We start from the raw sequence: 25,157 nt of genomic DNA, 5'->3' as shown, positions 1-25,157 counted from the left end.
CCGTGGTTTCACCCTCCCGAGGCATCAAGTCGTCCACAGAGCGACTCGATTGACTCTCAGGAGGGTGAAACCGCACTCTCCCCCTATCCCCAGGAGGAGAGCCGTGCCACGCTTCCTGTCCCGCCTCGCCGTCGCCGGCACCGCCACCGTGCTCGCCGCCGGGCTGATCACCCCGACCACCTCCCAGGCCGCCGCCCGGCCGGGCACCCGCGCCGGCGCACTGAGCTGGACGGCCCTCGGCGACTCCTACACCGCCGGGGTCATCGAGGCCACCGGCGACGAGACCGCGCCCCGCGACGGCTGCGCCCGGACCGTCGACTCCTACCCCGAGATCATCCGCCGCGACCTCGGCTCCCTGGCCGACCTGCGGAACGTCAGCTGCAGCGGCGCCACCACCGACGGCGTCGACGTGACCGCGCAGGCCCCGCTCGGCCGCCCGCTCCCGCCGCTCGGCACCGACCCGAACGGCCCCTACCCGCCCGTCCCGCCGCAGATCGACGCCGTCGACCCGGCCACCGGGCTGGTCACCGTCGGGATCGGCGGCAACGACCTCGGCTTCGCCGAGATCCTCAAGAGCTGCATCGAACTCGGCGCCGTCCAGCTCGGCCGGGGCACGCCCTGCAAGGACAAGTTCGACGCGGGCCTGCCCGACCGCTTCGCCCGGCTGCGCAACGGCTACGACCGGATGCTGACCGCTCTGCACGCCAAGGCCCCGTCCGCCAGGATCCTCACCGTCGGCTACCCGCACCTCGTCCCCGAGAACGCCGGGCTCTGCCAGTTCGGAAACCTCCTGCAGTTCGGCACCTTCACCGGCGGCGACCTCGTCTGGGCCCGCACCGCGATCGTGGAACCGCTCAACGCGCTCGTCGCCCGGAGCACCGCCGCCCACGGCGACACCTTCGTGGACCTCTACCCCGCCAGCGCCGGCCACAGCGTCTGCGACGCCGACCACTGGCTGGACGGCGTGCTGACCAGCGTCCTCCCCCTCGAGTACGCCGTGGTGCACCCCAACGCCACCGGCCAGGCGCACACCGCCGCCCTGGTCGAGAAGGCCGTCCTCGGCGGCTGACCGGCCGCTCCGACCGAAAACCGCTGGCCCGCCCACCCCTCGAGCATCATCCTGGTCCGATGCCCCTGCCCACGCCCGCGCCCGTGCCCGCTCCCGTCCGCATCCGCGAAGCCGTCCCCGAGGACTGGCCGGACATCTGGCCGTTCTTCCACACCGTCGTCGCCGCCGGCGAGACCTTCCCCTACCCCCTGGACATGTCCTCCGAGCTGGGCCGGGAGTGGTGGATGCTCGCCGCCCCGAACCGCACGGTGGTCGCGGTGGACGGGGACGGGCGGATCCTCGGCACCGCCACCATGAGCCGCAACCGCCCCGGCAACGGCTCGCACGTGGCCAGCGCCAGCTACCTGGTCGACCCGGCCCACCACGGCCGGGGGATCGGGCGGGCCCTGGTCGAGTACACCCTCGACTGGGCCCGCCGCTCCGGCTTCCGCGCCATGCAGTTCAACGCCGTGGTCGCCACCAACCATCACGCCGTGCGGCTCTACGAGTCGCTCGGCTTCGAGGTCGTCGGCACCGTCCCCGAGGCCTTCGACCACCCCGTGGACGGCTACGTCGGCCTGCACGTCATGTACCGGAAGCTGTAACGCCGTTACCCCTGCTCCTACTCCTCGATCGCCCCGCCGATCCGCCGTAGGTGCCGCCGGAAGCTGTACGCCGGGTCGGCGGCGCGCCGCTCCAGGTACTCCTCGAAGGAGGTCTGCCGGCGCAGCGTGTCCCCGGAGGCGATCCGGGCGGCCTGCGCGCGCTCGGTCCGGGCGATCCCGCCGGCCGTCTCCAGCACCTCCGCGACCCGGTCGCCGGGCACGAACAGCACCCCGTCCGGGTCGGCGAACACCACGTCCTCCGCGCTCACCGGGTGCGGCCCGAACTTGGCCGTCAGCAGCGCCGCCGGCTCCCGGTCGTCCAACCGCACCGGGCCGAGCGGCAGCGCCCCGTAACTGAACACCGGCAGCCCGATCTCCCGCAGCTCGGGGGTGTCCCGGTGCAGCCCCCACACCACGATCCCGGCCACCCCGGCGGCCCGCGCCTCCAGCACCGCGAGGTCCCCGATGCAGGCCTCGTCGGTCCGCCCGCCGTTGTCGACCACCAGCACGTCCCCGTCCCGGGCCGCCCCGTACGCCTCCAGGAACACGTCCACGCTCCCGTAGTGCCGCACCGGCAGCACCCGCCCCGCCACCCGGGCCCCGGCCACCACCGCCCCCACCCCCGCCGGCGCCACCCGCACCCCCACCCCGAGCCGCACACAGGCATCCGCCACCAACGGCGTGGACAGCTCCGCGAAAGCCTTCAGCATCCCCAACTCCTCCACTCGAAAAGCCAGTTCACCAGCAGGAAGATCCTAGGTCCTACTTAAACTCACACCATCGGGTGAAACCATGCCATATGCGGCATAACCCGTTCCGGGACCGCAGTAGCGTGACGGCCACCTGAAGGAGGGGCATCATGAGTGCTGTGGCGCATGAGCAACCGATCACGGGCTCCCCATCGCAGGCGGACATCCTGCTGGAGAGCTTCCTGAGCCTGCACTCCCCCGAAGGCTTCCGGGCCGAGCTCGTCGAGGGAGAGATCATCGTGGCACCACCGCCGGACGGCGATCACGAGGACTACATCAACCACCTGCTCAAGCAGGTGATCCGGCGCTCCAAGACCGATATGAGCGTTTCCGGAGGCAAGGGCCTCCGCCTCGTGAGCGGCGGTCTCTGTCCGAAGAACCACGTCATCCCGGACGTCACATTCGCTCCCGAGGAACTCCGCCTCTTCCGGGGCGCACCGTCCTGGATGGAACCGGACGGCGTCGCCATGGTCGCGGAAGTGACCTCCGCCAAGCCCGACCAGGACCGCATCGCCAAGCGCCACTGCTACGCCCGGGCCGGCATCCCGCTCTACCTCCTCATCGACCGCGAGAAGTCCCAGGTCAGTCTGTTCGCCAAGCCGCACCGCGACGAGTACACCGAGGTGCACCTCGCCGCCTTCGGCGAACCGCTCGCGCTCCCTGCCCCGTTCGACTTCGACCTCGACACGAAGCCGTTCCTCTGACGTCGACAACGCGCGACGGCCCGCACCCCCCGTCAGGGGTGCGGGCCGTGGCCTGGGGCGCCGGGTCAGCCGCGGGTGGCCATGGCGCGCAGGAAGAAGGTCAGGTTGGCGGGGCGCTCGGCGAGGCGGCGCATGAAGTAGCCGTACCACTCCTGGCCGTACGGGAGGTAGACCCGCATGGTGTTGCCCTCGGCGGCGAGGCGCAGCTGCTCCTCGGGGCGGATGCCGAACAGCATCTGGTACTCGAAGGAGTCCCGCTTGCGGCCGTTCCACTGGGCCAGCTGGCCGGCGATCTTGATCATGTTGGGGTCGTGCGAGGCGATCATCGGGTAGCCCTCGCCCGCCATCAGGACCTTCAGGGCCCGGACGTACGCGAGGTCGACCTCGTGCTTGCCCTGGAAGGCGACCGACTCGGGCTCCTTGTAGGCGCCCTTGCACAGGCGCACGCGCGAGCCGGCGCCGGAGAAGTCGCGGCAGTCGGCCTCGGTGCGGCGCAGGTAGGCCTGGAGCACGACGCCCAGCCACGGGAAGTCCGCCCGCAGCTCCCGCGCGATGGCGAGGGTGGAGTCGGTGGTGGTGTGGTCCTCCATGTCGAGGGTCACCGTGGTGCCGGCCTCGGCGGCGGCCTCGCAGATGCGGCGGGCGTTCTCCAGCGCGATCTTCTCGCCGTCCACCGGGAGGAACTGGCCGACGGCCGACAGCTTGACCGACACCTCGGCGCCGGCCGCGAGGCCGGTGTCCTTGAGGGCCTTGAGCAGGTGCTCGTAGGCCTCGGCGGTGCCGGCGGCCTGGGCGGCGTCCTGGGTGTCCTCGCCGAGGTGGTCGAGGGTGACCTTGCGACCGGTGGCGATCAGGTCGTCGGTGGCGGTGACGGCGTCGTCGAGGACGTCACCGGCGACGAAGCGCTCGACTATCGCGTGGGTCGGCGGGAACTTCTCGACCACGGTGCGGACCTGCGGGGACCGGGAGGCCGCGAGAAGGGCGGAACGGAGCATCGTGACTCCTGGAGCTGGTGCTTCTTAAGGATGGCAGAAAGGGCCGGGGCGGCGGTGCGGGGATGGGGCACCGCCGCCCCGGGAGGCGGCGCCCGGCTGCGGGACCGGGCGTCGCGGGTGACCGGTGGCTACGGGACGAGCCGGCTGGTCAGGGGGCTGGTCAGCCCATGTGCGGGTAGCGGTAGTCCGTCGGCGGGACGAAGGTCTCCTTGACCGAGCGGGTCGAGGTCCAGCGCGCCAGGTTCTGCTTGGCGCCGGCCTTGTCGTTGGTGCCCGAGGCCCGGCCGCCGCCGAAGGGCTGCTGGCCGACGACGGCGCCGGTCGGCTTGTCGTTGATGTAGAAGTTGCCGGCGGCGAAGCGCAGCTTGTGCATCGCGTCCTGGGCCGCGGCGCGGTCCTGGGAGATGATCGAGCCGGTCAGGCCGTACGGGGACACCGACTCCATCTGGGTCAGCATCTCCTCGTACTTCTCGTCCTCGTAGACGTACACGGCCAGGATCGGGCCGAAGTACTCGTCCTTGAAGTACTCGGCGGCCGGGTCCTGGCAGACCAGGACGGTCGGGCGGACGAAGTAGCCGACCGAGTCGTCGTAGGTGCCGCCGGCGAGGACCTCGACCTGCGGGTCGGCCTGGGCCCGGTCGATCGCGGCCTTGTTCTTGGCGAAGGAGCGCTCGTCGATGACGGCCGACATGAAGTTGGACAGGTCGCTGACGTCGCCCATGGTGAGGCCGTCGACCTCGGCGGCGAACTCGTCCTTGAGGCCGGCCCAGAGCGAGGCCGGGACGTAGGCCCGCGACAGCGCCGAGCACTTCTGGCCCTGGAACTCGAAGGCGCCGCGGGTCATCGCGGTCTTCAGGACCTTCGGGTCGGCGGACGGGTGGGCGACCAGGAAGTCCTTGCCGCCGGTCTCGCCGACGATCCGCGGGTAGGTGCGGTAGCCGGAGATGTTGGTGCCGACCTCGCGCCACAGGTGCTGGAAGGTGGCGGTGGAGCCGGTGAAGTGGATGCCGGCCAGCGCCGGGTGCTTGAGCGCGACCTCGGAGACGGCCAGGCCGTCGCCGGTCACCATGTTGATGACGCCCTTGGGCAGGCCGGCCTCCTCCAGCAGCTGCATCAGCAGGTGCGCGGAGAACTGCTGGGTCGGGGACGGCTTCCACAGCACCACGTTGCCCATCAGCGCGGGCGCGGTCGGCAGGTTGCCGGCGATCGCGGTGAAGTTGAACGGGGTGATCGCGTAGACGAAGCCCTCGAGCGGGCGGTGGTCGCTGCGGTTCCACACGCCGTCCGAGGAGATCGGCTGCTCGGCCATGATCTGGCGGGCGAAGTGCACGTTGAAGCGCAGGAAGTCGACCAGCTCGCAGGGGGTGTCGATCTCGGCCTGCTGCGCGGTCTTGGACTGGCCGAGCATGGTGGCGGCGGCCAGGGTCTCGCGCCAGGGGCCGGCCAGCAGGTCGGCGGCCTTGAGGAAGATCGCGGCGCGGGAGTCGAAGGAGAGCGCCTGCCAGGCCTCGGCTGCGGCCAGGGCAGTGTCGATGGCCTCCTGCGCGTCGGCCTGGGTGGCGTTGCGCAGGGTGCCGAGCCGAGCCGCGTGGTTGTGCGGCTGGACGACGTGGATCTCGGTGCCGCCGCCCATCCGGCGCTCACCGTTGATCGTCATGGTCAGCTGGACCGGCTCCTGGCCGCCCAGCTCCTTCAGCTTGGCCTCCAGACGGGCCCGTTCCGGGCTCCCGGGGGCGTAGCTGTGGACCGGCTCGTTCACCGGCGCGGGGACCTGGGTCACAGCGTCCATAGAGCGCACGCTCTCCTTCGTTCAGTGCGGGGGGATTGCCGGCGCGGGTTGCACGCCGACCACAGCACGAACGCTATTCCTGGCCACCGGGCGACTTGATTGGCCGCGCGGCTAAATTCCCCCGTACGGCGTTGTCCGGCCCGACGAAGTCGGTCACGCCGCGGTCACGAACCGTCCCCGATCGCCCCACCTTTCACACCACCCCGCGCCACCTCGCGCCTCCAGGCTCACGCCCCCGGCCCGCGAAGGCGGCTCGCACGCCGGTGCCCGTCGGCAGGCCCCGGCGCGCCCGCGCGCCGGGCCGCGGTCCGGCGGCCACGCCGAATCTCTGTCCGTCCGGCTAAAATCGACCGCGAAACGTTGTCCGAGCGGATGAAGGAGGACCGGCGTGACCACCCCCGGCCTGCCGCTCCGTCAACTCCTGATGTCCCTCGGCGAACCGCTGGTCGAGCTGCAGGCCGCCCCGCTGGGCCTGGACGTCCCGGTGCGCGACGTCGCGATCCTCGACCCGGAGGACCCGCCGACCGCCGCCCCCGGCGAGCTGGTGCTCGCGATCGGCGCCCGCGGCCGCGCCGCCCTGCCCGCCCTGCGCGCGGCCGGCCGGGCCGGGGCCGCCGCCGTCGCGGTGAAGCTGGACGGCCCCGGCCAGGCCGACGCGCTGCGCGAGGCCGCCACCGACGCGGGCGTCGCCCTGCTCTCGGTGCGCCGCGAGACCCGCTGGGAGCACCTCGACTCGCTGGCCCGGGCGATCATCGCCGGCCCTGACGCCCCGGACGCCCCCGGCGCCCCCGAGCCCAACGCGGGCGACCTCTTCTCCCTCGCCCAGACCGTCGCCGTCCTCACCAACGGCATCGTCTCGATCGAGGACACCTCCAGCCGGGTGCTGGCCTACTCCCGCTCCTCCGACTCCGACGAGGTCGACGACCTGCGCCGGCTGTCCATCCTCGGCTGGCAGGGCCCGGAGCCGTACCTGTCCAAGCTCCGCGAGTGGGGCATCTTCCAGCACCTGCGCAGCTCGGACACCCCGATCGCGGTCGAGCCGCACCCCGAGCTGGGCCTGCGCCGCCGCCTCGCGGTCGGCATCCGGGCCGGGGCGCAGCCGCTCGGCACCATCTGGGTGCAGGAGGGTGCCCAGCCGCTGGCCCCGCTGGCCGAGCAGTCCCTGGTCGGCGCCGCCCGGGTAGCGGCCGCCCAGCTGGTGCGCCGCCGCCGGGAGCTGTCCGCCGACGTCCGGCTCACCCAGACGCTGCTGACCGGCCTGCTGGAGGGCTCCACCGGCCCCCAGTCGCTCGCCACCCACCTCGGCCTGGACCTGCGCCGCCCGGCCACCGTGCTGGCCTACAGCGCGCACACCACCGACGTGCTGCACCGCTCCGACGTCACCGGCCTGATCTCGGTGCACACCGCCGCCCGGCACCGCACCGCGCTGCTCGCCCCGATCGAGTCCCGGGTGTACGTGCTGCTGCCCGAGCTGCCGCCCGGCCTGCCGATGACCACCGTGCGCGACTGGGCCTTCGAGGTGGTGGCAGCCGCCCGGGAGCACCTGGGCGTCCCGCTGCGCGCCGCGATCGGCTCGACCGTCGACGGCCTGGCCCAGGTCCCCGACTCCCGCGCCCAGGCGGACCGCATCCTGGACGCGATGGGCCGCGGCGGCGTGGACCTCGACGTCGCGGCGCTGATCGACGTCCAGGCGGAGGTGCTGGTCAGCGAGATGCTCGCGCTGCTCCAGGAGCGCACCGGCCTGCGCGACCCGCGGCTGACCGCGCTCACCGCGTACGACCGGCGGCACGGCACCCGACTCGCCGAGTCGGTGCTGGCCTGGCTGGACGCGCTCGGCGAGGTCCGGGTGGCCGCGGACGCCCTGCACATCCACCCCAACACCCTGCGCTACCGGGTGCGCCGCGCCGAGCAGTTGACCGGCATCGACCTCGCCCAGCCGCAGCAGCGGCTGCTGGCGATGCTGCAACTGCGGCTGCCCGCGGACGAGTAGTCCGCGGGCAGCCGCACGGTCATTCCTGACGGTTCGTCACTCGCCGTAGCCCTGGCCGCGCTTGTGCTCGTTCAGCCGGCGCCACGGGCCGCTGATCGCCAGCTGGATGCCCGGGGTCTGGATGTTGGCGAACAGGGTCTTGCCGTCGTCCGAGAAGGTCACCCCGGTGAACTCGCTGAACTCGGGCTTCTCGGCGGTGCCGATGTTCAGCTCGTTGCGGGCGATCGGGTAGACCAGCCCGTCCTCGGTGGCGCCGAACAGGTGCGAGACGCCCTCGCCGTCCTCGCAGATCACGATGCCGCCGTACGGCGAGACGGTGATGTTGTCCGGGCCGTCGAAGTTGTCGTGGTCGCCCCAGACGTCGGTGTTGACGCCCAGCAGCACCTTCAGGGTGATGGTGCGGCGGGCCGGGTTGTAGAACCAGACCTGGCCGTCGTGCTGGAGCGGGCTCTCCGAACGGGCGAAGCTGGAGACGAAGTAGAAGCCGCCGTCACCCCACCACATGCCCTCCAGCTTGCGGGCGCGGCTGACCTCGCCGTCCTTGAACTGCTTGCGCACCGAGACGGTCCTGGCGTCGCGGTCCTGGACCTTGACCCAGTCCACGCCGTAGGTGGTGCCGACCTTGGTGGCGCGGGAGAGGTCGTCGACGAACTTGCCCTGGGCGTCGAAGACCTTGAAGGCCTCCAGCACACCGGCGTCGGCGGCGAGCTTGCGCAGCTGGTAGCGGCCGTGCTTGAAGCCGGCCGGCGGGGTCCAGCGGAACAGCAGGCCGTTCGGGTTCGAGGCGTCCTCGGTCAGGTAGACCTGGCCGCGCTTCGGGTCCACGACCACGGCCTCGTGCGCGTAGCGGCCGAAGGCCTTCACCGGCTGCGGGTCCCGGTTGTAGTCGTCGTCGAAGGGGTCGACCTCGAAGATGTAGCCGTGGTCCTTGGTGAAGCCGTTCTTGCCGGCCTTGTCCTCGGTCTCCTCGCCGGACAGCCAGGTGCCCCACGGGGTCACGCCGCCCGCGCAGTTGGTGGCGGTGCCGGCGATGCCGACCCACTGCTCGACCGAGCCGTCCCGCTTGGCGTGCACGATGGTGCAGCCGCCGGCCGCGCCCGGGTCGTAGACGTGGCCCTCGGTCAGCGGCACCGGGTGCGGCCAGTTGGCGCGGGCGCCGGCCAGCTCGTGGTTGACGACCATCAGGTTGCCGCCGCGCTCGTCCTCGAAGGCGGAGGTGCCGTCGTGGTTGCTCGGGGTGAACTCGCCGGTGCGCAGCTTGGTGACGCCGGCCCGGTTGAGGACCTTGTACGAGAAGCCCTTCGGCAGGGAGAGCAGGCCGGCCGGGTCCTGGACCAGCTGGCCGTAGCCGACGGCGGTGCCGCCGGCCGAGTTGGTCCCGGCGGCCGCGGCGACCGGGGCCTCGCCGCCGACCGGGGCGGCGATCGCGCCCGGGGCGCTGGCCAGCGCCTCGGCGCCGCCGGCGATCAGCACGCCGGCCCCGACGAGGGTGGAACGGTTGACGAAGTCCCGACGGGACAGCGACATGGCAGCAACTCCTGAGGATGAGCGGGGGCGCCGGTGCGGGATGCCGACGCCCAGCAGGCTCCGCCGGGCGGGTGAACCCGGCATGACGCCCACCTCACGCCCAGGCGGCCATTTGCCGACTGATGACCGTCACATGACCTGTGCTTTACTGAGGCCCCCGCCGGCCCGCCCGACCCGTCAGCGCCGCGCCGCCCGCCACTGCTCCCAGGCCGACAGCCACAGCTGCTCGGCCAGCCGCTGCTCCTCCCAGACCCCCGCCCCGCCGCCGCCCGGCCGCTCCCGCCACAGCTGCGCCCAGGCCCGCTGTGCCGGCAGGCTCGCCACCTCGCTCGCGAACACCGTGTACCGGACGACCTCCTCGACGGCCGCCTCCCCCTCCGCCGTGCCGACCAGCCAGTGCGTCTGCTGGGACAGCCGGTTGAGGTGGTTCACCATCGAGGTCACCGCCGCCGCGGCCTCCTCCCGGGTCTCGGTGGCCAGCCGCATCTGCTGGCGCACCGCCGCCTCCCAGCGCACCGCGCCGACCTCCCCGCGCAGCCCGCGCGGCAGCCTCGGCGTGCGCCCCACCCGCACCTGCGCCTCGATCGCGGCGGACTCGGCGACGCTCTGCGCGATCAGCGCCCGGTGCGCCTCCATCCCGACGGCGGGCGGCAGTTCACGCTCCTCGACCGGCACCCGGCGGGCCCGCCGGGCGGCCAGGTCGCGCAGCAGCTCGGTGCGGCCGCGCAGGCAGCCCTCGAAGTCGCCGATCGCGCCGAGCTCCACCGCGCCGGGGGCCACCCCGCGCGCGCACACCGTCACGGTCAGTCCGCCGACCCGCAGCCGCCCGGCCCACACCGGCTCCGGACCGTCCGCCGCCGGGGCGCCGGGCTCCGGCACCGGCCGGTCCTCGTGCACCTCCACCGCGCAGGGCTCGCCGTCCACCGTGATCCACGCGCGCAACGCCCGTACCCGGCCCGGCCCGTCGCCCTCGTCGACGCCCAACTGCTCGTAGACGCGGTCCCGTTCGTCCTCGACCAGGTCCTCCAGCTCGGGCAGCCGCTCGCCCGGTTCGGCCCCCGGCCGGTAGGTGCGCACGGTCACGTACGGGCCGGCCGCCGAGCGCCAGTCGCCGCACTGGACCTCGACCCAGCGCAGCTCGCCGCCGGAGGTCTCGAAGGCGGCCAGCGCCTCACCGGCCAACGCCCCGTCGGCCGTCATCGTCCCGCCCGCGGGGGCCTGCCCCGCGGCCACGCCGTACACCGGGAAGTCGGCCGCCGCCAGGGTCCGGCGGGAGAACTCCTCCTGGTCGGCGAACCGGTCGACGGGCCTGCCCGCAGGCCGTCCGGCACCCTGCTCGGCCGACCGGTCCAGTGACCGGTCCGCGGGCCGCCCGGCGAAACGGTCCTCCCGGACCGGCCGGTCCGGGGCCGGGGCGGACCCCGAGGACCCGGCGTCCCGCTTCTGGTGCCTGCCGCCGCTCTCCCGCATCATCCTGTGCCGCACCCCCGAGACCTCGCACCCGCACCGCTGACGCCACCTTACGTGGCCGCAGCTGCCGGGTCATCAGCTCGGCCCCCGGACGGGGGTGGTGGCCGTGTCAGGGCGCCCGGTTGTCAGCCGCCCTCCCTAACCTGGCGGCATGACAGCTCAGAACGACGCAGCACAGGACCGCACCGGGCAGGGCGCCTTCCCCGCCCGGATCAGCATCGTCACCCTCGGGGTGACCGACCTCGACGAGAGCGCCCGCTTCTACGAGGCGCTCGGCTGGAAGCGCTCCACCGCCTCCAGCCCGGAGATCGTCTGGTTCCGCACCGCCGACTCGGTGCTCGGCCTCTTCCCCACCGACGAGCTGGCCGCCGACGCGGGCGTGCCCGCCACCGGGGAGCCCTCCTTCCGCGGCGTCACCCTCGCGGTGAACCTGGAGTCCCCCGCGCTGGTGGACGCCGCGCTGCGGACGGCGGTCGAGGCCGGCGCCGTGGTGGTCAAGCCGCCGGTCCCGACCGACTGGGGCGGCTACTCCGGCTACTTCGAGGACCCGGACGGCCACCTCTGGGAGCTGGCCCACAACCCGTTCTTCCCCTTCACCGAGGACGGCTCACTGGACCTCCCCTAGACCGCCGTACGGTGCGCTCGGAGGGCTCAGCTCCTGGAGCGCGCCTTGAACGCCGCCTTGCGCGCCTCCTTGGCCAGCGCCCGGTCCGGGTGCAGCTCCCCGATCGCCTCCAGGACGTCCGCCGTGTACGGGTGGTCGACCCGCCACAGCTCGCCGAACCACCCCGCCGGATCGCCGTTCACCGGCAGGTCGGCGACCAGCTCGCCCAGCAGCTCGGCGTCCCCGCCGTTGTCCAGCAGCTGGGCGGCGAAGGTGTCGACCACCGTCCACAGCGCCATCGCCCGGTCCGGCACCGGGACGTCCGTCGCCCCCTGCGCGGTCAGCCAGGCCCGCACCGCACCGCCCAGCTCCGGGTCGTCCATGACCTCCCGGGCGGCCGGCTCCGCGCCCGGCCCGAGCAGGTTGAGCGCCGAGACGCCGAGCATCCGGCGCAGCGGGCCGTAGCCGTCGGAGCCGCGCGCCGCCGCGAGCAGCTCGCGCGCCGCCGCCACCGGCTCCCGGTCGGCGGTCCACGCCCGCAGCTCCTCCTCCGGCAGCACGTTGGCCGACTCGCACACGCCGCGCAGCAGCTCGGCCGCGTCCCCCTTGGCCAGGTCGCCGACCAGCGGCGCGTCGTAGCCGTCCTCCAGCAGCCACTGCCGGATGCCGTACTGGCCGAGCGGGGTGAGCCGGACCAGCCCGAAGCGGGCCGACTCCTCCTCGTCCAGCGGCTCCTCGCCGACCACGGCGGGCTCCTCGCCGTCCTCCTCGTCGAACAGCTCGGGGTCGATCGGGCGGTAGTCCAGCAGGCCGAGCTCGGCGAGGTCGCCCAGCATCGGGTCCAGCGCGACCATCACGTCCGTGATGTCGCCGAGCAGTTCCTCGCTGGGCTCCTCGCCCTCCGGGACGACCAGCAGCGCGGCCAGCACGCCCAGCGGCACGGTCTCGTTGCCGGGCTCGGCGAAGGCGGTGGTCTCGTAGAGCACCTGCAGGGCCTCGTCCAGCAGCTCGGCGGCCTCGTCACGGGCCTCCTCGACCTCGGAGAGCGCGTCCTCGTCCTCCTCGCCCTCCCCGGCCCCGGCCTCCTCGGCGCCCTCCTCCGGGCCGGAGTCCGCCTCGACGGCCAGCTCCCGGACGATCCCGGCGGCGGTCAGCCACAGCTCCAGGACGGTCTCCGGGTCGCCCTGCTCGGCGGGCTCCAGGTCCGGGCCGGGGACGGCGACGTGCTCGCCCTCCGCGGTCGTACCGAGCTCCACCAGGTCCAGGTCGCAGGCCAGCGACCAGGCCCGCAGCGCCTCGATCTCGGCCTCCTCGGGCACCTCGCCCTCGGCCGGGGCCAGGCCCAGCAGCCGGGCCGCGGGCGCCCGGTCCGCCTCGACCAGGTCGCCGAACTCGTCCACCTCCCGGTGCGGGGCGGACCAGCGGGCCAGCGCCAGCGCGTACCCGAACATCGGTACGGCCTTCGCCTGCTCGGCCAGCTCGCGCTCGGCGGGCAGCTTCACCGGCGGGACCAGGACGGCCGCGTCGTCCAGGTCCTCGTCGTCCAGCCCGTGCGCGGCGAACGCCCCGTAGAGGTCCTGGAGCTCCAGGTCGGCGGGCAGCACCGCCTCGGCCGCGCCCTCACCCGTCGAAGCCCCGGTGTTCTTGCGACGTCGTCCGGCCATCGTTGTGCGCTCTCCCTCAGCCCAGCGGTCAGCCCAACAGCGCCGCGTACCGATCCATCACCTCAGCGTATAGGCCGGGCACCCCCGACGCCCGGCCGTACGGGGCGCACCCAGGGGCGCGCGCCATGGGCGTACGCCCACCCCTTATCCTTCGGTCTGGTACCGCGCACACCCCGCGCGTGCCACCGGGGCAACGAAGCCCAACCGCCCTCCGCCCGACCCCGGGCCGGAGGGGCCCTCTTCAGCTCACCTCGCCCCACCAGGGAGCCCGTACCCTCGGCCACCACCACAGCGCCTCCGGACGGGCGCGCCGGCACACCCCGCCGACCCCGGTGGTGCCCGGCCACAGGAGACCCCTGCCATGGCGGACCTCTCCCCCGCCGGCTCCGGCCTGCGCACCGCGCAGCTCGACGGACGCCGACTGTCGGAGGCCCTGCTTCCCCCGGAGCTCGCGCCGCGCGCCCAGCTCCGGCTCGCCGCGATCAGCCGCTGGAACGCGCTGCGCGGCGTCCGCGTCGGCCTGGTGGCCGCCGCCCTGCTGCTGATGCTGATCGGCGCCAACCTGGCCACGCCGATCTACTCGCTCCTCCAGCAGCGGCTGCACCTCACCGCGCTCGACACCACCGTCCTGTTCGCGATCTACGTGCTGGCGCTGGTCCCGGTCCTGGCCGTGGTCGGCCACTGGTCCGACCACCTCGGCCGCCGCGCCCTGATCCTGCCCGCCGTCGCGCTGTCCGCCGTCGGCGACGTCGTGTTCGCCACCTCCGACAGCTTCTGGCAGCTCGCCGCCGGCCGGGCCGTCCAGGGCATCGCCGTCGGCCTGTCCACCGGCGCCGCCGGGGCCGCCCTCGGCGACCTGCTGCCCGACCACCCGACCCTGGCCGCCAAGATCACCCTGGCCTGTTCCGCGGGCGGCGTCGCCCTCGGCCCGGTGGTCGGCGCCCTGCTGGCCGGCGGCTCCGACCCGCTGCTGACCCCCTTCCTGCTGCACGCCATCGCCCTGCTCGCGCTCTGCGTGCCGCTGGCCCTCCTCCACCCCCGGATGCCCGGCCGCAGCCGCCCGCCGGCCTCCCCGCCCCGCATCACCACCCCGGCCCACCTGCGCCCCCAGCGCCTGCGGCTGCCGCGCACCGGGCGCCGCGAGTTCCTGCTCGCCGCCACCGCCGGCTTCATCTCCTACGCGGTGTTCGGCGTCTACCTCAGCCTGGCCCCGGCCTTCGCCGCCAAGCTGCTGCACACCGACTCCAAGCTGGTCGGCGCGATCGTGGCCGCCCTCCTGCTCGGCTCCTCCGCCGCCACCCAGCTGCTCGTCCCGCCGACCTCCGACCGCGTGGTGACCGCCCTCGGCATGACCGGCCTGGCCACCGGCCTCGGCCTGGTCGTCGCCGCCCAGTACACCGGCACCCCGGCACTGCTCTTCATCGGCAGCGTCCTCGGCGGCGTCTCCCAGGGCGTCGCCTTCCGCTCCCTGTTCACCAGCGCCGTCACCGCGATGAACCCGGAACGCCGCGGCTCCGAACTGAGCGCCCTCTGGGTCATCGTCTACCTCGGCAGCTCCGCCCCCATCATCGCCCTCGGCGCCCTCGTCCAGACCTACGGCCTCCTCCCCTCCGTCAGCGGCTTCGCCGCCCTCGCCGCCCTCGCCTGCACCGCCCTCGCCATCGCCGTCGCCCGCAAACCCAAGCCCACGGCCTGACGGCCCACACACAGAACGCCGCTGCCCGGGACTTCCGAAGAAGTCCCGGGCAGCGGCGCTTCCGCCCCTACTCCCAGGGCTTCCACTTGCCGGTATCGATCTCGACGTCAAAGGGCTTCGGCAGCCGGACGGTCTCACCGAACTTCCACTCGCCCAGCACCTCGTACGTCCCCTCGCCCCGGTTCGGCTCCCCGAACAGGGTGACACCGGACAGCCGCGGGTCGCGGTCCACCAGCAGGTAGTACGGCACCCCGCCCCGGGCATACCCGTTCCACTTGGTGGACCTGATCTGCCGCCCGAACATCGGGCGGCGGTCATAGCGGGCATTGGACGGGGAGGTCACCTCGACCGCCATGCCGATGTGGTCCGGGTGGAGGCGGGAGACGTCTCCGTTCAGAGCCCGCTCCTCAACCTCGGTTCCCACGATGACGAGATCCGGGATGTAGCCGTCACCGATCTCCACCAGGTCCAGGTTGACCGTCTGCAGTGCCCTCCACGGGAAGGCCGGATCCGAACCCAAGGCCAGCGTGAACCGTCGCTCGATGTGCGAGAGGAACACCGCATGCGTAACTGCCGGCGCCGGTGACACGACGAAATCCCCTCCAATGACCTCGACCCGCGTGCCATCGTCCGGAATCCGCAGATACTGCTCAAGCTCGCCCCGGACCCACATGGCGTACGGCGAGTCGGGCAACGTCCAGTGCCCGGTTGCTTCCACAGCCATTACGTCGCTCCCTCCACGGTCGCGGCTCCAGCCTGGCCGCCCGGTCGCAGATATACCACTGCCGTACAAACCTTTCCCTCGAAGGGGAGGTTTGTACGGCAGCAGGTTGACGAACTAGCCCGTCCTCAGACGTTGAAGCCGAGGGCGCGGAGCTGGTCGCGGCCGTCGTCGGTGATCTTGTCGGGGCCCCACGGCGGCATCCAGACCCAGTTGATGCGCAGGTCCTGCACCAGGCCGTCGGTGGCCGTCTTGGCCTGGTCCTCGATGACGTCGGTCAGCGGGCAGGCCGCCGAGGTGAGCGTCATGTCGATGGTGGCCACGTCGGACTCGTCGATGTGGATGCCGTAGATCAGGCCCAGGTTGACGACGTCGATGCCCAGTTCGGGGTCGACGACGTCCATCAGGGCCTCGGTCAGGTCCTCGACCGAGACGGTGCCGGCGGTGGTGCCGACGATGACGGTGCCGGTCTGCTCCTCCGCAGTGGAGGGGGTTTCGTCACTCATGGTCTTGTCCTCCTCTGCGGGTCAGTCGTTCACGGCGGGGTTCTTGGCGAGCGCCTGGGCGGTGGCGTCCTTCCAGGCCATCCAGCTGAGCAGCGCGCACTTGACCCGGGCCGGGTACTTGGAGACGCCGGCGAACGCGACCGCGTCCTCCAGCACCTCCTCGTCGCCCTCGCCCTGGCCCTTGCTCTGCATCAGCTCCAGGAAGGCCTCCTGGACGGCCTGCGCCTCGCCGACGGTCTTGCCGACCACCAGCTCGTTCAGCACCGAGGCGCTGGCCTGGCTGATCGAACAGCCCTGGGACTCGTACGAGACGTCGGTGACCTTGGCACCGTCGAGCTTCACCCGCAGGGTGATCTCGTCGCCACACGTCGGGTTGACGTGGTGCACCTCGGCGTCGCCGTCCCGCAGCCCCTTGCCCTTCGGGTTGCGGTAGTGGTCCAGGATGATGTCCTGGTACATCGAGTCGAGCTTCATGGTCGTCCTGCCCCGTCCCTCAGCCGAAGAAGTTCCGGACGTGGTGCAGGCCGTCGATCAGCGCGTCGACCTCGCCCGGCGTCGAGTACAGATAGAACGACGCCCGCGTGGTCGCCGGAATTCCGTACCGCAGGCACACCGGCCGCGCGCAGTGGTGGCCGACGCGCACGGCGATGCCCTGCTCGTCCAGCACCTGGCCCACGTCGTGCGGGTGGATGTCGCCGAGGGTGAAGGAGATCGCGGCGCCGCGGTCCACGGCCGTGCGCGGGCCGATGATCCGCAGGTCCGGGACCTCCAGCAGCCGCTCGACGGCGTACTCGGTGATCGCGTGCTCGTGCGCCGCGATCTTCTCCATGCCGATGCCCTGGAGGTAGTCGATGGCCGCGCCGAGCCCGACCGCCTGGGCGATCGGCGGGGTGCCGGCCTCGAACTTGTGGGGCGCCGGGGCGTAGGTGGACGAGCCCATGGTGACGGTCTCGATCATCTCGCCGCCGCCGAGGAACGGCGGGAGGTCCTCCAGCAGCTCCTGGCGGCCCCAGAGCACGCCGATGCCGGTCGGGGCCAGCATCTTGTGCCCGGTGAAGGCGACGAAGTCGGCTTCCAGCGCCTGCACGTCGAGCACCATGTGCGGCGCGGCCTGCGAGGCGTCGATGACGACCAGCGCGCCGACCGACTGGGCCTTGCGGACGATCGTCTCGACCGGGTTGACGGTGCCGAGCAGGTTGGAGACCAGGGTGAAGGAGACCACCTTGGTCTTCTCGGTGATCAGCTCGTCGATGTTCGACAGGTCGAGCCGGCCCTCGTCGGTCAGCCCGAACCACTTGAGCTTCGCACCGCTGCGCTGCGAGAGCAGCTGCCACGGGACGATGTTGGAGTGGTGCTCCATCTCCGTGATGACGATCTCGGAGTCGGCGTCCACCCGGTACGGCTCGTCGGCCCAGGCCAGCATGTTGGCAACGAGGTTGAGCGACTCCGAGGCGTTCTTGGTGAAGATCACCTCGTTGCGGCTCGGCGCGTTGACGAACGCCGCGACCTTGTCCCGGGCGCCCTCGTACAGCGCCGTGGCCTCCTCGGCGAGCACGTGCACGCCGCGGTGGACGTTGGCGTTGTGCCGCTCGTAGTAGGCGTTCAGCGCCTCCAGCACCTGGCGCGGCTTCTGCGAGGTCGCCGCGTTGTCCAGGTAGACCAGCGGCTTGTCGTCGTGCAGCACCCGCTGGAGGACCGGGAAGTCCTTGCGGATCGCGTCGGTGTCGAGCAGTCCCGCGAACGGATGCGTCACTCGGACGCGCCCCCCTTCACATACGCCTCGTAGCCCTCGTTCTCCAGCTTGTCGGCGAGCTCGGCGCCGCCGGACTCGACGATGCGGCCGCCCGCGAAGACGTGGACGTGGTCGGGCTTGATGTACCGCAGGATGCGGGTGTAGTGGGTCACCAGCAGGGTGCCGACCTCGCCGGTCGAGCGGACCCGGTTGATGCCCTCGGAGACGATCCGCAGCGCGTCGACGTCCAGGCCGGAGTCGGTCTCGTCGAGGATCGCGATCTTCGGCTTGAGCAGCTCGAGCTGGAGGATCTCGTGGCGCTTCTTCTCACCGCCGGAGAAGCCCTCGTTGACGTTGCGCTCGGCGAAGGCCGGGTCCATCTGGAGGGCGGCCATCGCCTCCTTGACCTCCTTCACCCACAGCCGCAGCTTGGGGGCCTCGCCGCGGACGGCGGTGGCGGCGGTGCGCAGGAAGTTGGAGACCGAGACGCCCGGGACCTCGACGGGGTACTGCATGGCCAGGAAGACGCCGGCCTTGGCGCGCTCGTCGACGGACATCTCCAGGACGTCCTCGCCGTCGAGCAGCACCGAGCCGCCGGTGACGGTGTACTTGGGGTGGCCGGCCAGCGAGTAGGCGAGGGTGGACTTGCCCGATCCGTTCGGACCCATGATGGCGTGGGTCTCGCCCTGCTTCACGGTCAGGTCCACGCCCTTCAGGATCTCGCGCGGGCCGTTCTCGGCGTCCACGGAGACGTGCAGGTCGCGGATTTCAAGGGTTGCCATGTGTACTCAGGACTCCTGGTTGACGGAGACGAGCACATCGTCCCCTTCGATCTTTACGGGGTAGACAGCGACCGGCTTGGTGGCGGGCAGGCCGGACGGCTTGCCGGTGCGCAGGTCGAAGCTGGAGCCGTGCAGCCAGCACTCGATCATGCAGTCCTCGACCTCGCCCTCGGAGAGCGAGACGTTCGCGTGCGAGCAGGTGTCGTTGATCGCGAACACCCCCTCGTCGGTGCGGACGACGGAGACCGGCACGCCGTTGAGGTCCACGCGCTTGGGAACGTCCTCCTGGAGGTCGTTCAGCGCGCAGGCACGGAGGAAGGTCATCGGGCTCAGACCGCCGATTCCAGCTCGGCGTCGATCTTCTCCATGAGCTGCTCCTGGACCTCTGCCACGCCGATCTGCTGGAGCAGCTCGGCGAAGAAGCCGCGCACCACCAGGCGGCGGGCCTCGTCGGCCGGGATGCCGCGGGCCTGCAGGTAGAACAGCTGCTCGTCGTCGAAGCGGCCGGTCGCCGAGGCGTGGCCGGCGCCGACGATCTCGCCGGTCTCGATCTCCAGGTTCGGGATCGAGTCGACCCGGGCGCCGTCGGTGAGCACCAGGTTCCGGTTGAGCTCGTAGGTGTCGGTGCCGAGCGCGGCGGCGCGGATCAGCACGTCGCCGACCCAGACCGCGTGGGCGTCCTGGCCCTGGAGCGCGCCCTTGTACGCCACGTTCGACCGGCAGTGCGGCGTGTCGTGGTCGACGACCAGGCGGTGCTCCAGGTGCTGGCCGGCGTCGGCGAAGTAGAGGCCGAACAGCTCGGCCTCGCCGCCGGGGCCGGCGTAGTTGACCCGCGGGTGCAGCCGGACCAGGTCGCCGCCGAAGGTGACGACCACGGACTTGTAGGAGGCGTCCCGGCCGACCAGCGCGTTGTGCTGGGCGACGTGGACGGCGTCGCGGTCCCAGTCCTGGACGGAGACGAAGGTGAGCTTGGCGCCCTCGCCGACCAGCAGCTCGACGTTGGCGGCCCGGGTCCCGGTGCCCGCGTGGTTGAGCACCACGACGGCCTCGGCGAACGGCTTGACGTCGATCACCACGTGGGCGAAGCGGACCCCGCCCTCGCCGCGCACGTCGATCCGGACCGGCTCGGCCAGCACCGACTCCTTGGGGACGGTGACGACCAGGGCCTGGTCGAAGGCGCTGAACGCCTGCGCGGCGACCCGGTCGACCGGCGTGCCGGCCTTGCCCAGGCGGGCGTCGTCCCGGCCGACGGTCTCGGCGGTGACGCCGTCCGGCAGCGTGAACTCGACCTTGTCCTCGCCGCGCTCGGCAGCGGCGGCGGTGCCGTCGTGCAGCCCGCCGAGGCGGTGCAGCGGGGTGAACCGCCAGTCCTCCTCGCGGCCGGTGGGCACCGGGAAGTCGTTCACGTCGAAGGACGGCTTGACCGCGACGCGCGCGTCGATCGGCTGCTGGACCGTGGTGCGGCCGGTGCCGGGGCCGGCGAGCTGCGCGCCCGCGCCGGCCGTGCCGACCTCGATCGAACCGGCGGTGGTGGAGCCGGTGGTGTTCTGCTCAGCCATGGCTGTTCGTAGTGCTCTCTTCCTCGGAAATGAGTGGACGGCGGCGGCCGGAGGTCAGCCGACCGCGCCCTCCATCTGCAGCTCGATCAGCCGGTTGAGCTCCAGCGCGTACTCCATCGGCAGCTCGCGCGCGATCGGCTCGACGAAGCCACGGACGATCATCGCCATCGCCTCGAACTCGGTCATGCCGCGGCTCATCAGGTAGAAGAGCTGGTCCTCGCTGACCTTGGAGACGGTCGCCTCGTGGCCCATGGACACGTCGTCCTCGCGGACGTCCACGTACGGGTAGGTGTCCGAGCGGGAGATGGTGTCCACCAGCAGCGCGTCGCACAGCACGTTGGACTTGGCGCCCTTGGAGCCCTCGCCGATCTCGATCAGACCGCGGTAGGAGGTCCGGCCGCCGCCGCGCGCCACCGACTTGGAGACGATGTTGGAGGAGGTGTTCGGCGCCATGTGCACCATCTTGGCGCCGGCGTCCTGGTGCTGGCCCTCGCCCGCGAAGGCGATCGAGAGGGTCTCGCCCTTGGCGTGCTCGCCCATCAGGTAGACGGCCGGGTACTTCATGGTGACCTTGGAGCCGATGTTGCCGTCGACCCACTCCATGGTCGCGCCCTCGTACGCCACGGCACGCTTGGTGACCAGGTTGTAGACGTTGTTCGACCAGTTCTGGATGGTCGTGTAGCGGCAGCGGCCGCCCTTCTTGACGATGATCTCCACGACCGCCGAGTGCAGCGAGTCGGAGGAGTAGATCGGGGCGGTGCAGCCCTCGACGTAGTGGACGTAGGCGTCCTCGTCGACGATGATCAGCGTCCGCTCGAACTGGCCCATGTTCTCGGTGTTGATCCGGAAGTAGGCCTGCAGCGGGATGTCGACGTGCACGCCCTTCGGCACGTAGATGAACGAGCCGCCGGACCACACGGCGGTGTTCAGCGCGGCGAACTTGTTGTCGCCGGCCGGGATCACCGTGCCGAAGTACTCCTTGAAGATCTCCGGGTGCTCGCGCAGCGCGGTGTCGGTGTCCAGGAAGATGACGCCCTGCTCCTCCAGGTCCTCGCGGATCTGGTGGTAGACGACCTCGGACTCGTACTGGGCGGCGACGCCGGCGACCAGGCGCTGCTTCTCCGCCTCCGGGATGCCGAGCTTGTCGTACGTCGCCTTGATGTCCGCCGGCAGGTCCTCCCAGGACTCGGCCTGCTTCTCGGTGGAGCGGACGAAGTACTTGATGTTGTCGAAGTCGATGCCGGTGAGGTCGGAGCCCCAGGTCGGCATGGGCTTCTTGCCGAACAGCTTCAGGCCCTTGAGCCGCAGGTTCAGCATCCACTCGGACTCGTTCTTCTTCGCCGAGATGTCGCGGACGACGTCCTCGCTGAGCCCGCGCTTGGCCGCGGCACCGGCGGTGTCCGGGTCGGCCCAGCCGTACTCGTAATTGCCGAGGCCTTCGAGCTCGGGGTGCGAAACGGTGTCAGTCATGCGAGCTTCCTAACGCGCGGACGCTGAATCTTCGGTGGACACGGAATTTTTCATGTACTGGCAGTCGGCATCGCATCGGAGCCGCGTCCCGCCGGGGGCTGGGCGGACGACGATGCGGCACCGGGTGCCGGCACATAGGTGGTGCAGACCCCGTCGCCGTGGGCGATCGTGGCCAGCCGTTGCACATGGGTGCCCAGGAGCTGGGAGAAGACCTCGGTCTCCGCCTCGCAGAGCTGCGGGAACTGCTCGGCGATGTGCGCGACCGGGCAGTGGTGCTGGCAGAGCTGGGCGCCCGCCGGGGCCTTGGCCGCGGCCGACGGGACACGCCGCACCGTGGCAGCGTACCCGTCCGCGCTGAGCGCCTGGGCCAGCGCCTCGGGGCGCTCTCCGGCGGCGGCCAGGCGCAGGGCCTCCAGGTACTTCTCGGCCTGCTTGCCGAACCGGGCGCGGGCGAAGGCGGCGACCGCCTCCTCGCCCGCCTTGCCGCCGCCCACCGAGTCCGCGATCCAGCGCAGCGCGTCGGCGGCGAGCTGGTCGTACGCCTGGTAGAAGGCGTCCCGGCCGGCGTCGGTGAGGGCGAAGACCTTGGCCGGACGGCCCCGGCCGCGGCTGCCGTAGACCCGCTGTTCGCGGGACTCGACCAGACCGGTGGCGACCAGGCCGTCGAGGTGGCGGCGGACGGCGGCGGCGGTGAGGCCGAGCCGGTTCGCCAGGTCGGCGGCGGAGGACGGGCCGTGGTCCAGGATCGACCGCGCGACCCGGTCCCGGGTGGCCCGGTGGCCCTCCAGCAGCACCTCGGCCGCCGTCACGGGCACGTCACAGGAGGAGGCCGACTCGGCCTCCCGCTGCTGAGCGTGCTCGCGCATGTTTTTCACAACACCAGTGTTGCGTAATTACTTCCGCCGGGACAAGCCGTGACCCAGGCCTCACCGGTGTCATCTGTCACGCAGGTTAGCCTTACCTGACCTGGGAAAACGATCACCGAGCCGCCGTCCGGCCGGCGCGTCAGGCCCTCTTACACTCGCCGGTATGCACTCCGAACCCGCGGTCCAGATCGCCGGGCTGGTCAAACGCTACGACGACAAGCTCGCGGTGGACGGCCTCGACCTCACCATCCCGGCCGGCGCGATCACCGCCGTCCTCGGCCCCAACGGCGCCGGCAAGACCACCACCATCGAGACCTGCGAGGGGTACCGCCGTCCGGACGGCGGCACCGTCCGCGTCCTCGGCCTCGACCCGGTCACCCAGGGCGCCGCGCTCCGGCCCCGGATCGGCGTCATGTTGCAGTCCGGCGGCGTGTACGCGGGCGCGCGCGCCGTCGAGATGCTGCGGCACACCGCCAAGCTGCACGCCCACCCGCTGGACGTGGACGCCCTGGTCGAACGCCTCGGCCTCGGCTCCTGCGGCCGCACCACCTACCGCCGGCTGTCCGGCGGCCAGCAGCAGCGGCTCGCCCTGGCGATGGCCGTGGTCGGCCGCCCCGAGCTGGTCTTCCTGGACGAGCCCACCGCCGGCCTCGACCCGCAGGCCCGCCGGGCCACCTGGGAGCTGGTGCGCGACCTGCGCCGGGACGGCGTCACCGTGGTCGTCACCACCCACCACATGGACGAGGCCGAGCAGCTCGCCGACCGGGTCGCCATCGTCGACCGCGGCAAGGTGATCGCCGACGGCACCACCGAGGAGCTGTGCCGCGGCGGCGCCGAGGGCGCGCTGCACTTCGACGGCCCGCCCGGGCTCGACCTCGGCCCGCTGCTCAAGGAGCTGCCCGAGGGCGCCACCGCCACCGAGACCGCCCCCGGCAACTACCGCGTCGAGGCGCCCGTCGATCCGCAGCTGGTGGCCGCCGTCACCGGCTGGTGCGCGGCCTCCGGCATCCTGCCCGAACGGCTGTCCGTCCAGCGCCGCAGCCTGGAGGACGTCTTCCTCGACCTGACCGGACGGGAGCTCCGCTCATGAGCGAACGCAGTGAGGGAACCGTGAGCGCCGCCACGACGGACTACTCCCCCCAGCCGGGCCCCGCGCCCGTCGGCCGGATGCTGCTCGCCCAGACCGCGTTCGAGACCCGAATGCTGCTGCGCAACGGCGAGCAGCTGCTGCTCACCGTGGTCATCCCGACCGTGCTGCTGGTGCTGTTCTCCGCCGTGGACATCGTCGCGGTCGAGGGCCCCGGCAAGCGGGTCGACTTCCTGGCCCCCGGCCTGCTCGCGCTGGCCGTGATGTCCACCGCCTTCACCGGCCAGGCCATCGCCACCGGCTTCGAGCGCCGCTACGGCGTGCTGAAGCGGCTCGGCGCCAGCCCGCTGCCGCGCTGGGCGCTGCTGACCGCCAAGACCGGCTGCGTCCTGGTGACGGAGGCGCTGCAGGTCGCGCTGCTGTCGGTGATCGCCCTGGCCCTCGGCTGGTCCCCGCACGGAAACCCCCTGACGGTCGCCGCGCTGCTGGTCCTCGGCACCGCCGCCTTCTCCGGGCTCGGCCTGCTGATGGCCGGCACCCTGAAGGCCGAGGCCACCCTGGCCGGCGCCAACCTGGTGTTCATCCTGCTGCTGCTCGCCGGCGGGGTGATCGTGCCGCTGGGCAGGTTCCCCGACGCGGTGCGCCCGGTGCTGGAGCTGCTGCCGATCTCGGCGCTCTCGGACGGCCTGCGGTCGGTGCTCCAGGCCGGCGCCGGGGTGCCGTGGGCGGACCTCGGCATCCTGGCCGGCTGGTCGGTGCTCGGCCTGGCCGCGGCCGCCCGCTTCTTCCGCTGGGAGTGACCGGCGACGGCAACGCACAACGCCCCCCGGCCACTTGGCGGCCGGGGGGCGTTGCCGTTGTCGACTGACCGGGCGTCAGCTCTCGCTGCCGCCACGGCGCTTGCGGGCGAGCAGCACGAGCGCGCCGCCGACCAGCAGCACGCCGCCGCCGGCCGCCGCGATCATCGGGGTCGCGTCGCTGCTACCGGTCTGGGCGAGCGCCGGCGCGCTGGCGGAGGGCGACGGGGTCGGGGTCTTGCTCGGGGTGTGGGTCACCGACGGGGTCGGGGTGGCCGGGGGCGTCGTGACCGGCGGCGGGGTGCTCGGGGTCACGGTCGGCGTCGGGGTGGGAGTCGGGGTCGGGGTCTTGGTGGGGGTCGGGGTCGGAGTCGGCGTGTGGCACGGCTCGATGGTCTTGGTCTCGTTGATGTTCCAGCCCTTCTCGTTCGGGTTCTCCGTGGTGGTGACCACCAGGTTCGCCTTGATCGGGGCATCGTGGTCCTTCACCGGGAAGGAGCCGTGGAACTCCGCGGGGAAGGCCTTGGCGTCCAGGACCTTCTCGCCGTCGATGGTGAGGCTGACGGTGTTCTTCACGTCGGCCTTGGGGCTGTAGTTGATCAGATCGATCACGATCTTGTCGCAGGTCACCGACCAACTCGGCACGTGCGCCGAGGCATTGGTGGCCAGTGCCAGAGGCAGGAGAAAACCGGCCGCAGCCGTGCCGGCGAGTGCCGTCGCGCCGATCGCGAAGTGCCGCTGCTGTCGCGCCATTACTTTGTTCCCCTCCGAACGGTCGTGCGCAGCAGGCGTGTTG

The 25,157-nt window shown here is 72.2% G+C and carries 24 protein-coding genes; 8 read left to right on the top strand and 16 right to left on the bottom strand.

Features of this window, described 5'->3' with window-relative positions; translation table 11 throughout:
• Positions 1-103 precede the first annotated feature (103 nt).
• Positions 104-1,069 (top strand): SGNH/GDSL hydrolase family protein, encoded by a 966-nt coding sequence (locus ACLWS4_RS13535; RefSeq protein ID WP_049654985.1) that lies wholly within the window; start codon positions 104-106, stop codon positions 1,067-1,069.
• Positions 1,070-1,128: 59 nt separating this feature from the next.
• Positions 1,129-1,653: a GNAT family N-acetyltransferase gene (locus tag ACLWS4_RS13530; protein ID WP_416874222.1), complete on the top strand. Its 525-nt coding sequence runs from the start codon at positions 1,129-1,131 to the stop codon at positions 1,651-1,653.
• Between the two features lie 17 nt (positions 1,654-1,670).
• On the opposite strand, the gene ACLWS4_RS13525 is transcribed toward ACLWS4_RS13530, so the two are convergent.
• Positions 1,671-2,363 carry an RraA family protein gene (locus tag ACLWS4_RS13525; RefSeq protein WP_049654991.1) on the bottom strand — a complete coding sequence of 231 codons (693 nt, stop codon included), beginning with the start codon at positions 2,361-2,363 and terminating at the stop codon, positions 1,671-1,673.
• Positions 2,364-2,512: 149 nt separating this feature from the next.
• Here ACLWS4_RS13525 and ACLWS4_RS13520 point away from each other — a divergent pair, with 149 nt between their 5' ends.
• Complete coding sequence (locus ACLWS4_RS13520; protein WP_049654993.1) at positions 2,513-3,106, top strand: Uma2 family endonuclease; 594 nt, start codon at positions 2,513-2,515, stop codon at positions 3,104-3,106.
• A 65-nt stretch (positions 3,107-3,171) separates the two neighbouring features.
• On the opposite strand, the gene ACLWS4_RS13515 is transcribed toward ACLWS4_RS13520, so the two are convergent.
• Positions 3,172-4,101 carry a proline dehydrogenase family protein gene (locus ACLWS4_RS13515; RefSeq protein WP_049654995.1) on the bottom strand — a complete coding sequence of 310 codons (930 nt, stop codon included), beginning with the start codon at positions 4,099-4,101 and terminating at the stop codon, positions 3,172-3,174.
• Between the two features lie 160 nt (positions 4,102-4,261).
• Positions 4,262-5,890 carry an L-glutamate gamma-semialdehyde dehydrogenase gene (gene pruA / locus ACLWS4_RS13510; protein WP_049654997.1) on the bottom strand — a complete coding sequence of 543 codons (1,629 nt, stop codon included), beginning with the start codon at positions 5,888-5,890 and terminating at the stop codon, positions 4,262-4,264.
• Between the two features lie 388 nt (positions 5,891-6,278).
• Here pruA and ACLWS4_RS13505 point away from each other — a divergent pair, with 388 nt between their 5' ends.
• The gene (locus ACLWS4_RS13505; RefSeq protein WP_241852794.1) at positions 6,279-7,880 is read left to right on the top strand and encodes a PucR family transcriptional regulator; all 1,602 of its coding nucleotides are present in this window, start codon (positions 6,279-6,281) and stop codon (positions 7,878-7,880) included.
• A gap of 36 nt (positions 7,881-7,916) precedes the next feature.
• Here the strand turns inward: ACLWS4_RS13505 and ACLWS4_RS13500 are convergent, their stop codons facing one another.
• Together ACLWS4_RS13500 and ACLWS4_RS13495 are read right to left on the bottom strand one after the other, a co-directional pair.
• Positions 7,917-9,407 carry an alkaline phosphatase PhoX gene (locus ACLWS4_RS13500; protein WP_049654998.1) on the bottom strand — a complete coding sequence of 497 codons (1,491 nt, stop codon included), beginning with the start codon at positions 9,405-9,407 and terminating at the stop codon, positions 7,917-7,919.
• Positions 9,408-9,584: 177 nt separating this feature from the next.
• Positions 9,585-10,880: a hypothetical protein gene (locus ACLWS4_RS13495; RefSeq protein ID WP_416874221.1), complete on the bottom strand. Its 1,296-nt coding sequence runs from the start codon at positions 10,878-10,880 to the stop codon at positions 9,585-9,587.
• Between the two features lie 148 nt (positions 10,881-11,028).
• Between ACLWS4_RS13495 and ACLWS4_RS13490 the strand changes: the two genes are divergently transcribed.
• Positions 11,029-11,502 carry a VOC family protein gene (locus ACLWS4_RS13490; RefSeq protein ID WP_049650575.1) on the top strand — a complete coding sequence of 158 codons (474 nt, stop codon included), beginning with the start codon at positions 11,029-11,031 and terminating at the stop codon, positions 11,500-11,502.
• 26 nt (positions 11,503-11,528) lie between these two features.
• On the opposite strand, the gene ACLWS4_RS13485 is transcribed toward ACLWS4_RS13490, so the two are convergent.
• Complete coding sequence (locus tag ACLWS4_RS13485) at positions 11,529-13,145, bottom strand: hypothetical protein (RefSeq protein WP_416874220.1); 1,617 nt, start codon at positions 13,143-13,145, stop codon at positions 11,529-11,531.
• Positions 13,146-13,506: 361 nt separating this feature from the next.
• Here ACLWS4_RS13485 and ACLWS4_RS13480 point away from each other — a divergent pair, with 361 nt between their 5' ends.
• On the top strand, positions 13,507-14,841 hold the full coding sequence (locus ACLWS4_RS13480) for an MFS transporter (protein WP_049650576.1): 1,335 nt from the start codon (positions 13,507-13,509) through the stop codon (positions 14,839-14,841).
• A 67-nt stretch (positions 14,842-14,908) separates the two neighbouring features.
• Here ACLWS4_RS13480 and ACLWS4_RS13475 read toward each other — a convergent pair whose 3' ends face one another.
• The 9 genes from ACLWS4_RS13475 to ACLWS4_RS13435 form a co-directional block, all read right to left on the bottom strand.
• Positions 14,909-15,565 (bottom strand): Uma2 family endonuclease, encoded by a 657-nt coding sequence (locus ACLWS4_RS13475; RefSeq protein WP_416874219.1) that lies wholly within the window; start codon positions 15,563-15,565, stop codon positions 14,909-14,911.
• 125 nt (positions 15,566-15,690) lie between these two features.
• Entirely contained in the window at positions 15,691-16,068 is a 378-nt protein-coding gene (locus tag ACLWS4_RS13470; RefSeq protein ID WP_259316762.1) for a metal-sulfur cluster assembly factor, read from the bottom strand.
• Between the two features lie 21 nt (positions 16,069-16,089).
• Positions 16,090-16,542 (bottom strand): Fe-S cluster assembly sulfur transfer protein SufU, encoded by a 453-nt coding sequence (gene sufU, locus ACLWS4_RS13465; protein ID WP_049650585.1) that lies wholly within the window; start codon positions 16,540-16,542, stop codon positions 16,090-16,092.
• Positions 16,543-16,561: 19 nt separating this feature from the next.
• The gene (locus tag ACLWS4_RS13460; protein ID WP_049650586.1) at positions 16,562-17,821 is read right to left on the bottom strand and encodes a cysteine desulfurase; all 1,260 of its coding nucleotides are present in this window, start codon (positions 17,819-17,821) and stop codon (positions 16,562-16,564) included.
• Entirely contained in the window at positions 17,818-18,582 is a 765-nt protein-coding gene (sufC, locus tag ACLWS4_RS13455; protein WP_074001667.1) for a Fe-S cluster assembly ATPase SufC, read from the bottom strand. Before sufC ends, ACLWS4_RS13460 begins: the two co-directional genes overlap by 4 nt.
• Before the next feature lie 6 nt (positions 18,583-18,588).
• A complete protein-coding gene (locus tag ACLWS4_RS13450) occupies positions 18,589-18,906 on the bottom strand; it encodes a bifunctional 3-phenylpropionate/cinnamic acid dioxygenase ferredoxin subunit (RefSeq protein ID WP_049650588.1) in 318 nt (105 codons plus the stop codon).
• 5 nt (positions 18,907-18,911) lie between these two features.
• Positions 18,912-20,141: a Fe-S cluster assembly protein SufD gene (sufD, locus tag ACLWS4_RS13445; RefSeq protein WP_049650589.1), complete on the bottom strand. Its 1,230-nt coding sequence runs from the start codon at positions 20,139-20,141 to the stop codon at positions 18,912-18,914.
• Between the two features lie 54 nt (positions 20,142-20,195).
• Positions 20,196-21,611, bottom strand: a complete 1,416-nt coding sequence (gene sufB, locus ACLWS4_RS13440) for a Fe-S cluster assembly protein SufB (RefSeq protein WP_049650590.1) — start codon at positions 21,609-21,611, stop codon at positions 20,196-20,198.
• 50 nt (positions 21,612-21,661) lie between these two features.
• Positions 21,662-22,486: a helix-turn-helix transcriptional regulator gene (locus ACLWS4_RS13435; protein WP_259316761.1), complete on the bottom strand. Its 825-nt coding sequence runs from the start codon at positions 22,484-22,486 to the stop codon at positions 21,662-21,664.
• Between the two features lie 154 nt (positions 22,487-22,640).
• On the opposite strand from ACLWS4_RS13435, the gene ACLWS4_RS13430 reads away from it, so the two are divergent.
• Complete coding sequence (locus tag ACLWS4_RS13430; RefSeq protein WP_049650591.1) at positions 22,641-23,567, top strand: ABC transporter ATP-binding protein; 927 nt, start codon at positions 22,641-22,643, stop codon at positions 23,565-23,567.
• 20 nt (positions 23,568-23,587) lie between these two features.
• The gene (locus ACLWS4_RS13425; protein WP_416874264.1) at positions 23,588-24,364 is read left to right on the top strand and encodes an ABC transporter permease; all 777 of its coding nucleotides are present in this window, start codon (positions 23,588-23,590) and stop codon (positions 24,362-24,364) included.
• A 75-nt stretch (positions 24,365-24,439) separates the two neighbouring features.
• Here ACLWS4_RS13425 and ACLWS4_RS13420 read toward each other — a convergent pair whose 3' ends face one another.
• Entirely contained in the window at positions 24,440-25,114 is a 675-nt protein-coding gene (locus ACLWS4_RS13420) for an LAETG motif-containing sortase-dependent surface protein (RefSeq protein ID WP_181970706.1), read from the bottom strand.
• Positions 25,115-25,157 lie beyond the last annotated feature (43 nt).

The organism is Kitasatospora sp. SC0581, assembly GCF_048159585.1.
Lineage (GTDB): Bacteria > Actinomycetota > Actinomycetes > Streptomycetales > Streptomycetaceae > Kitasatospora.
This window is presented reverse-complemented; position numbering and strand designations above follow the sequence as displayed.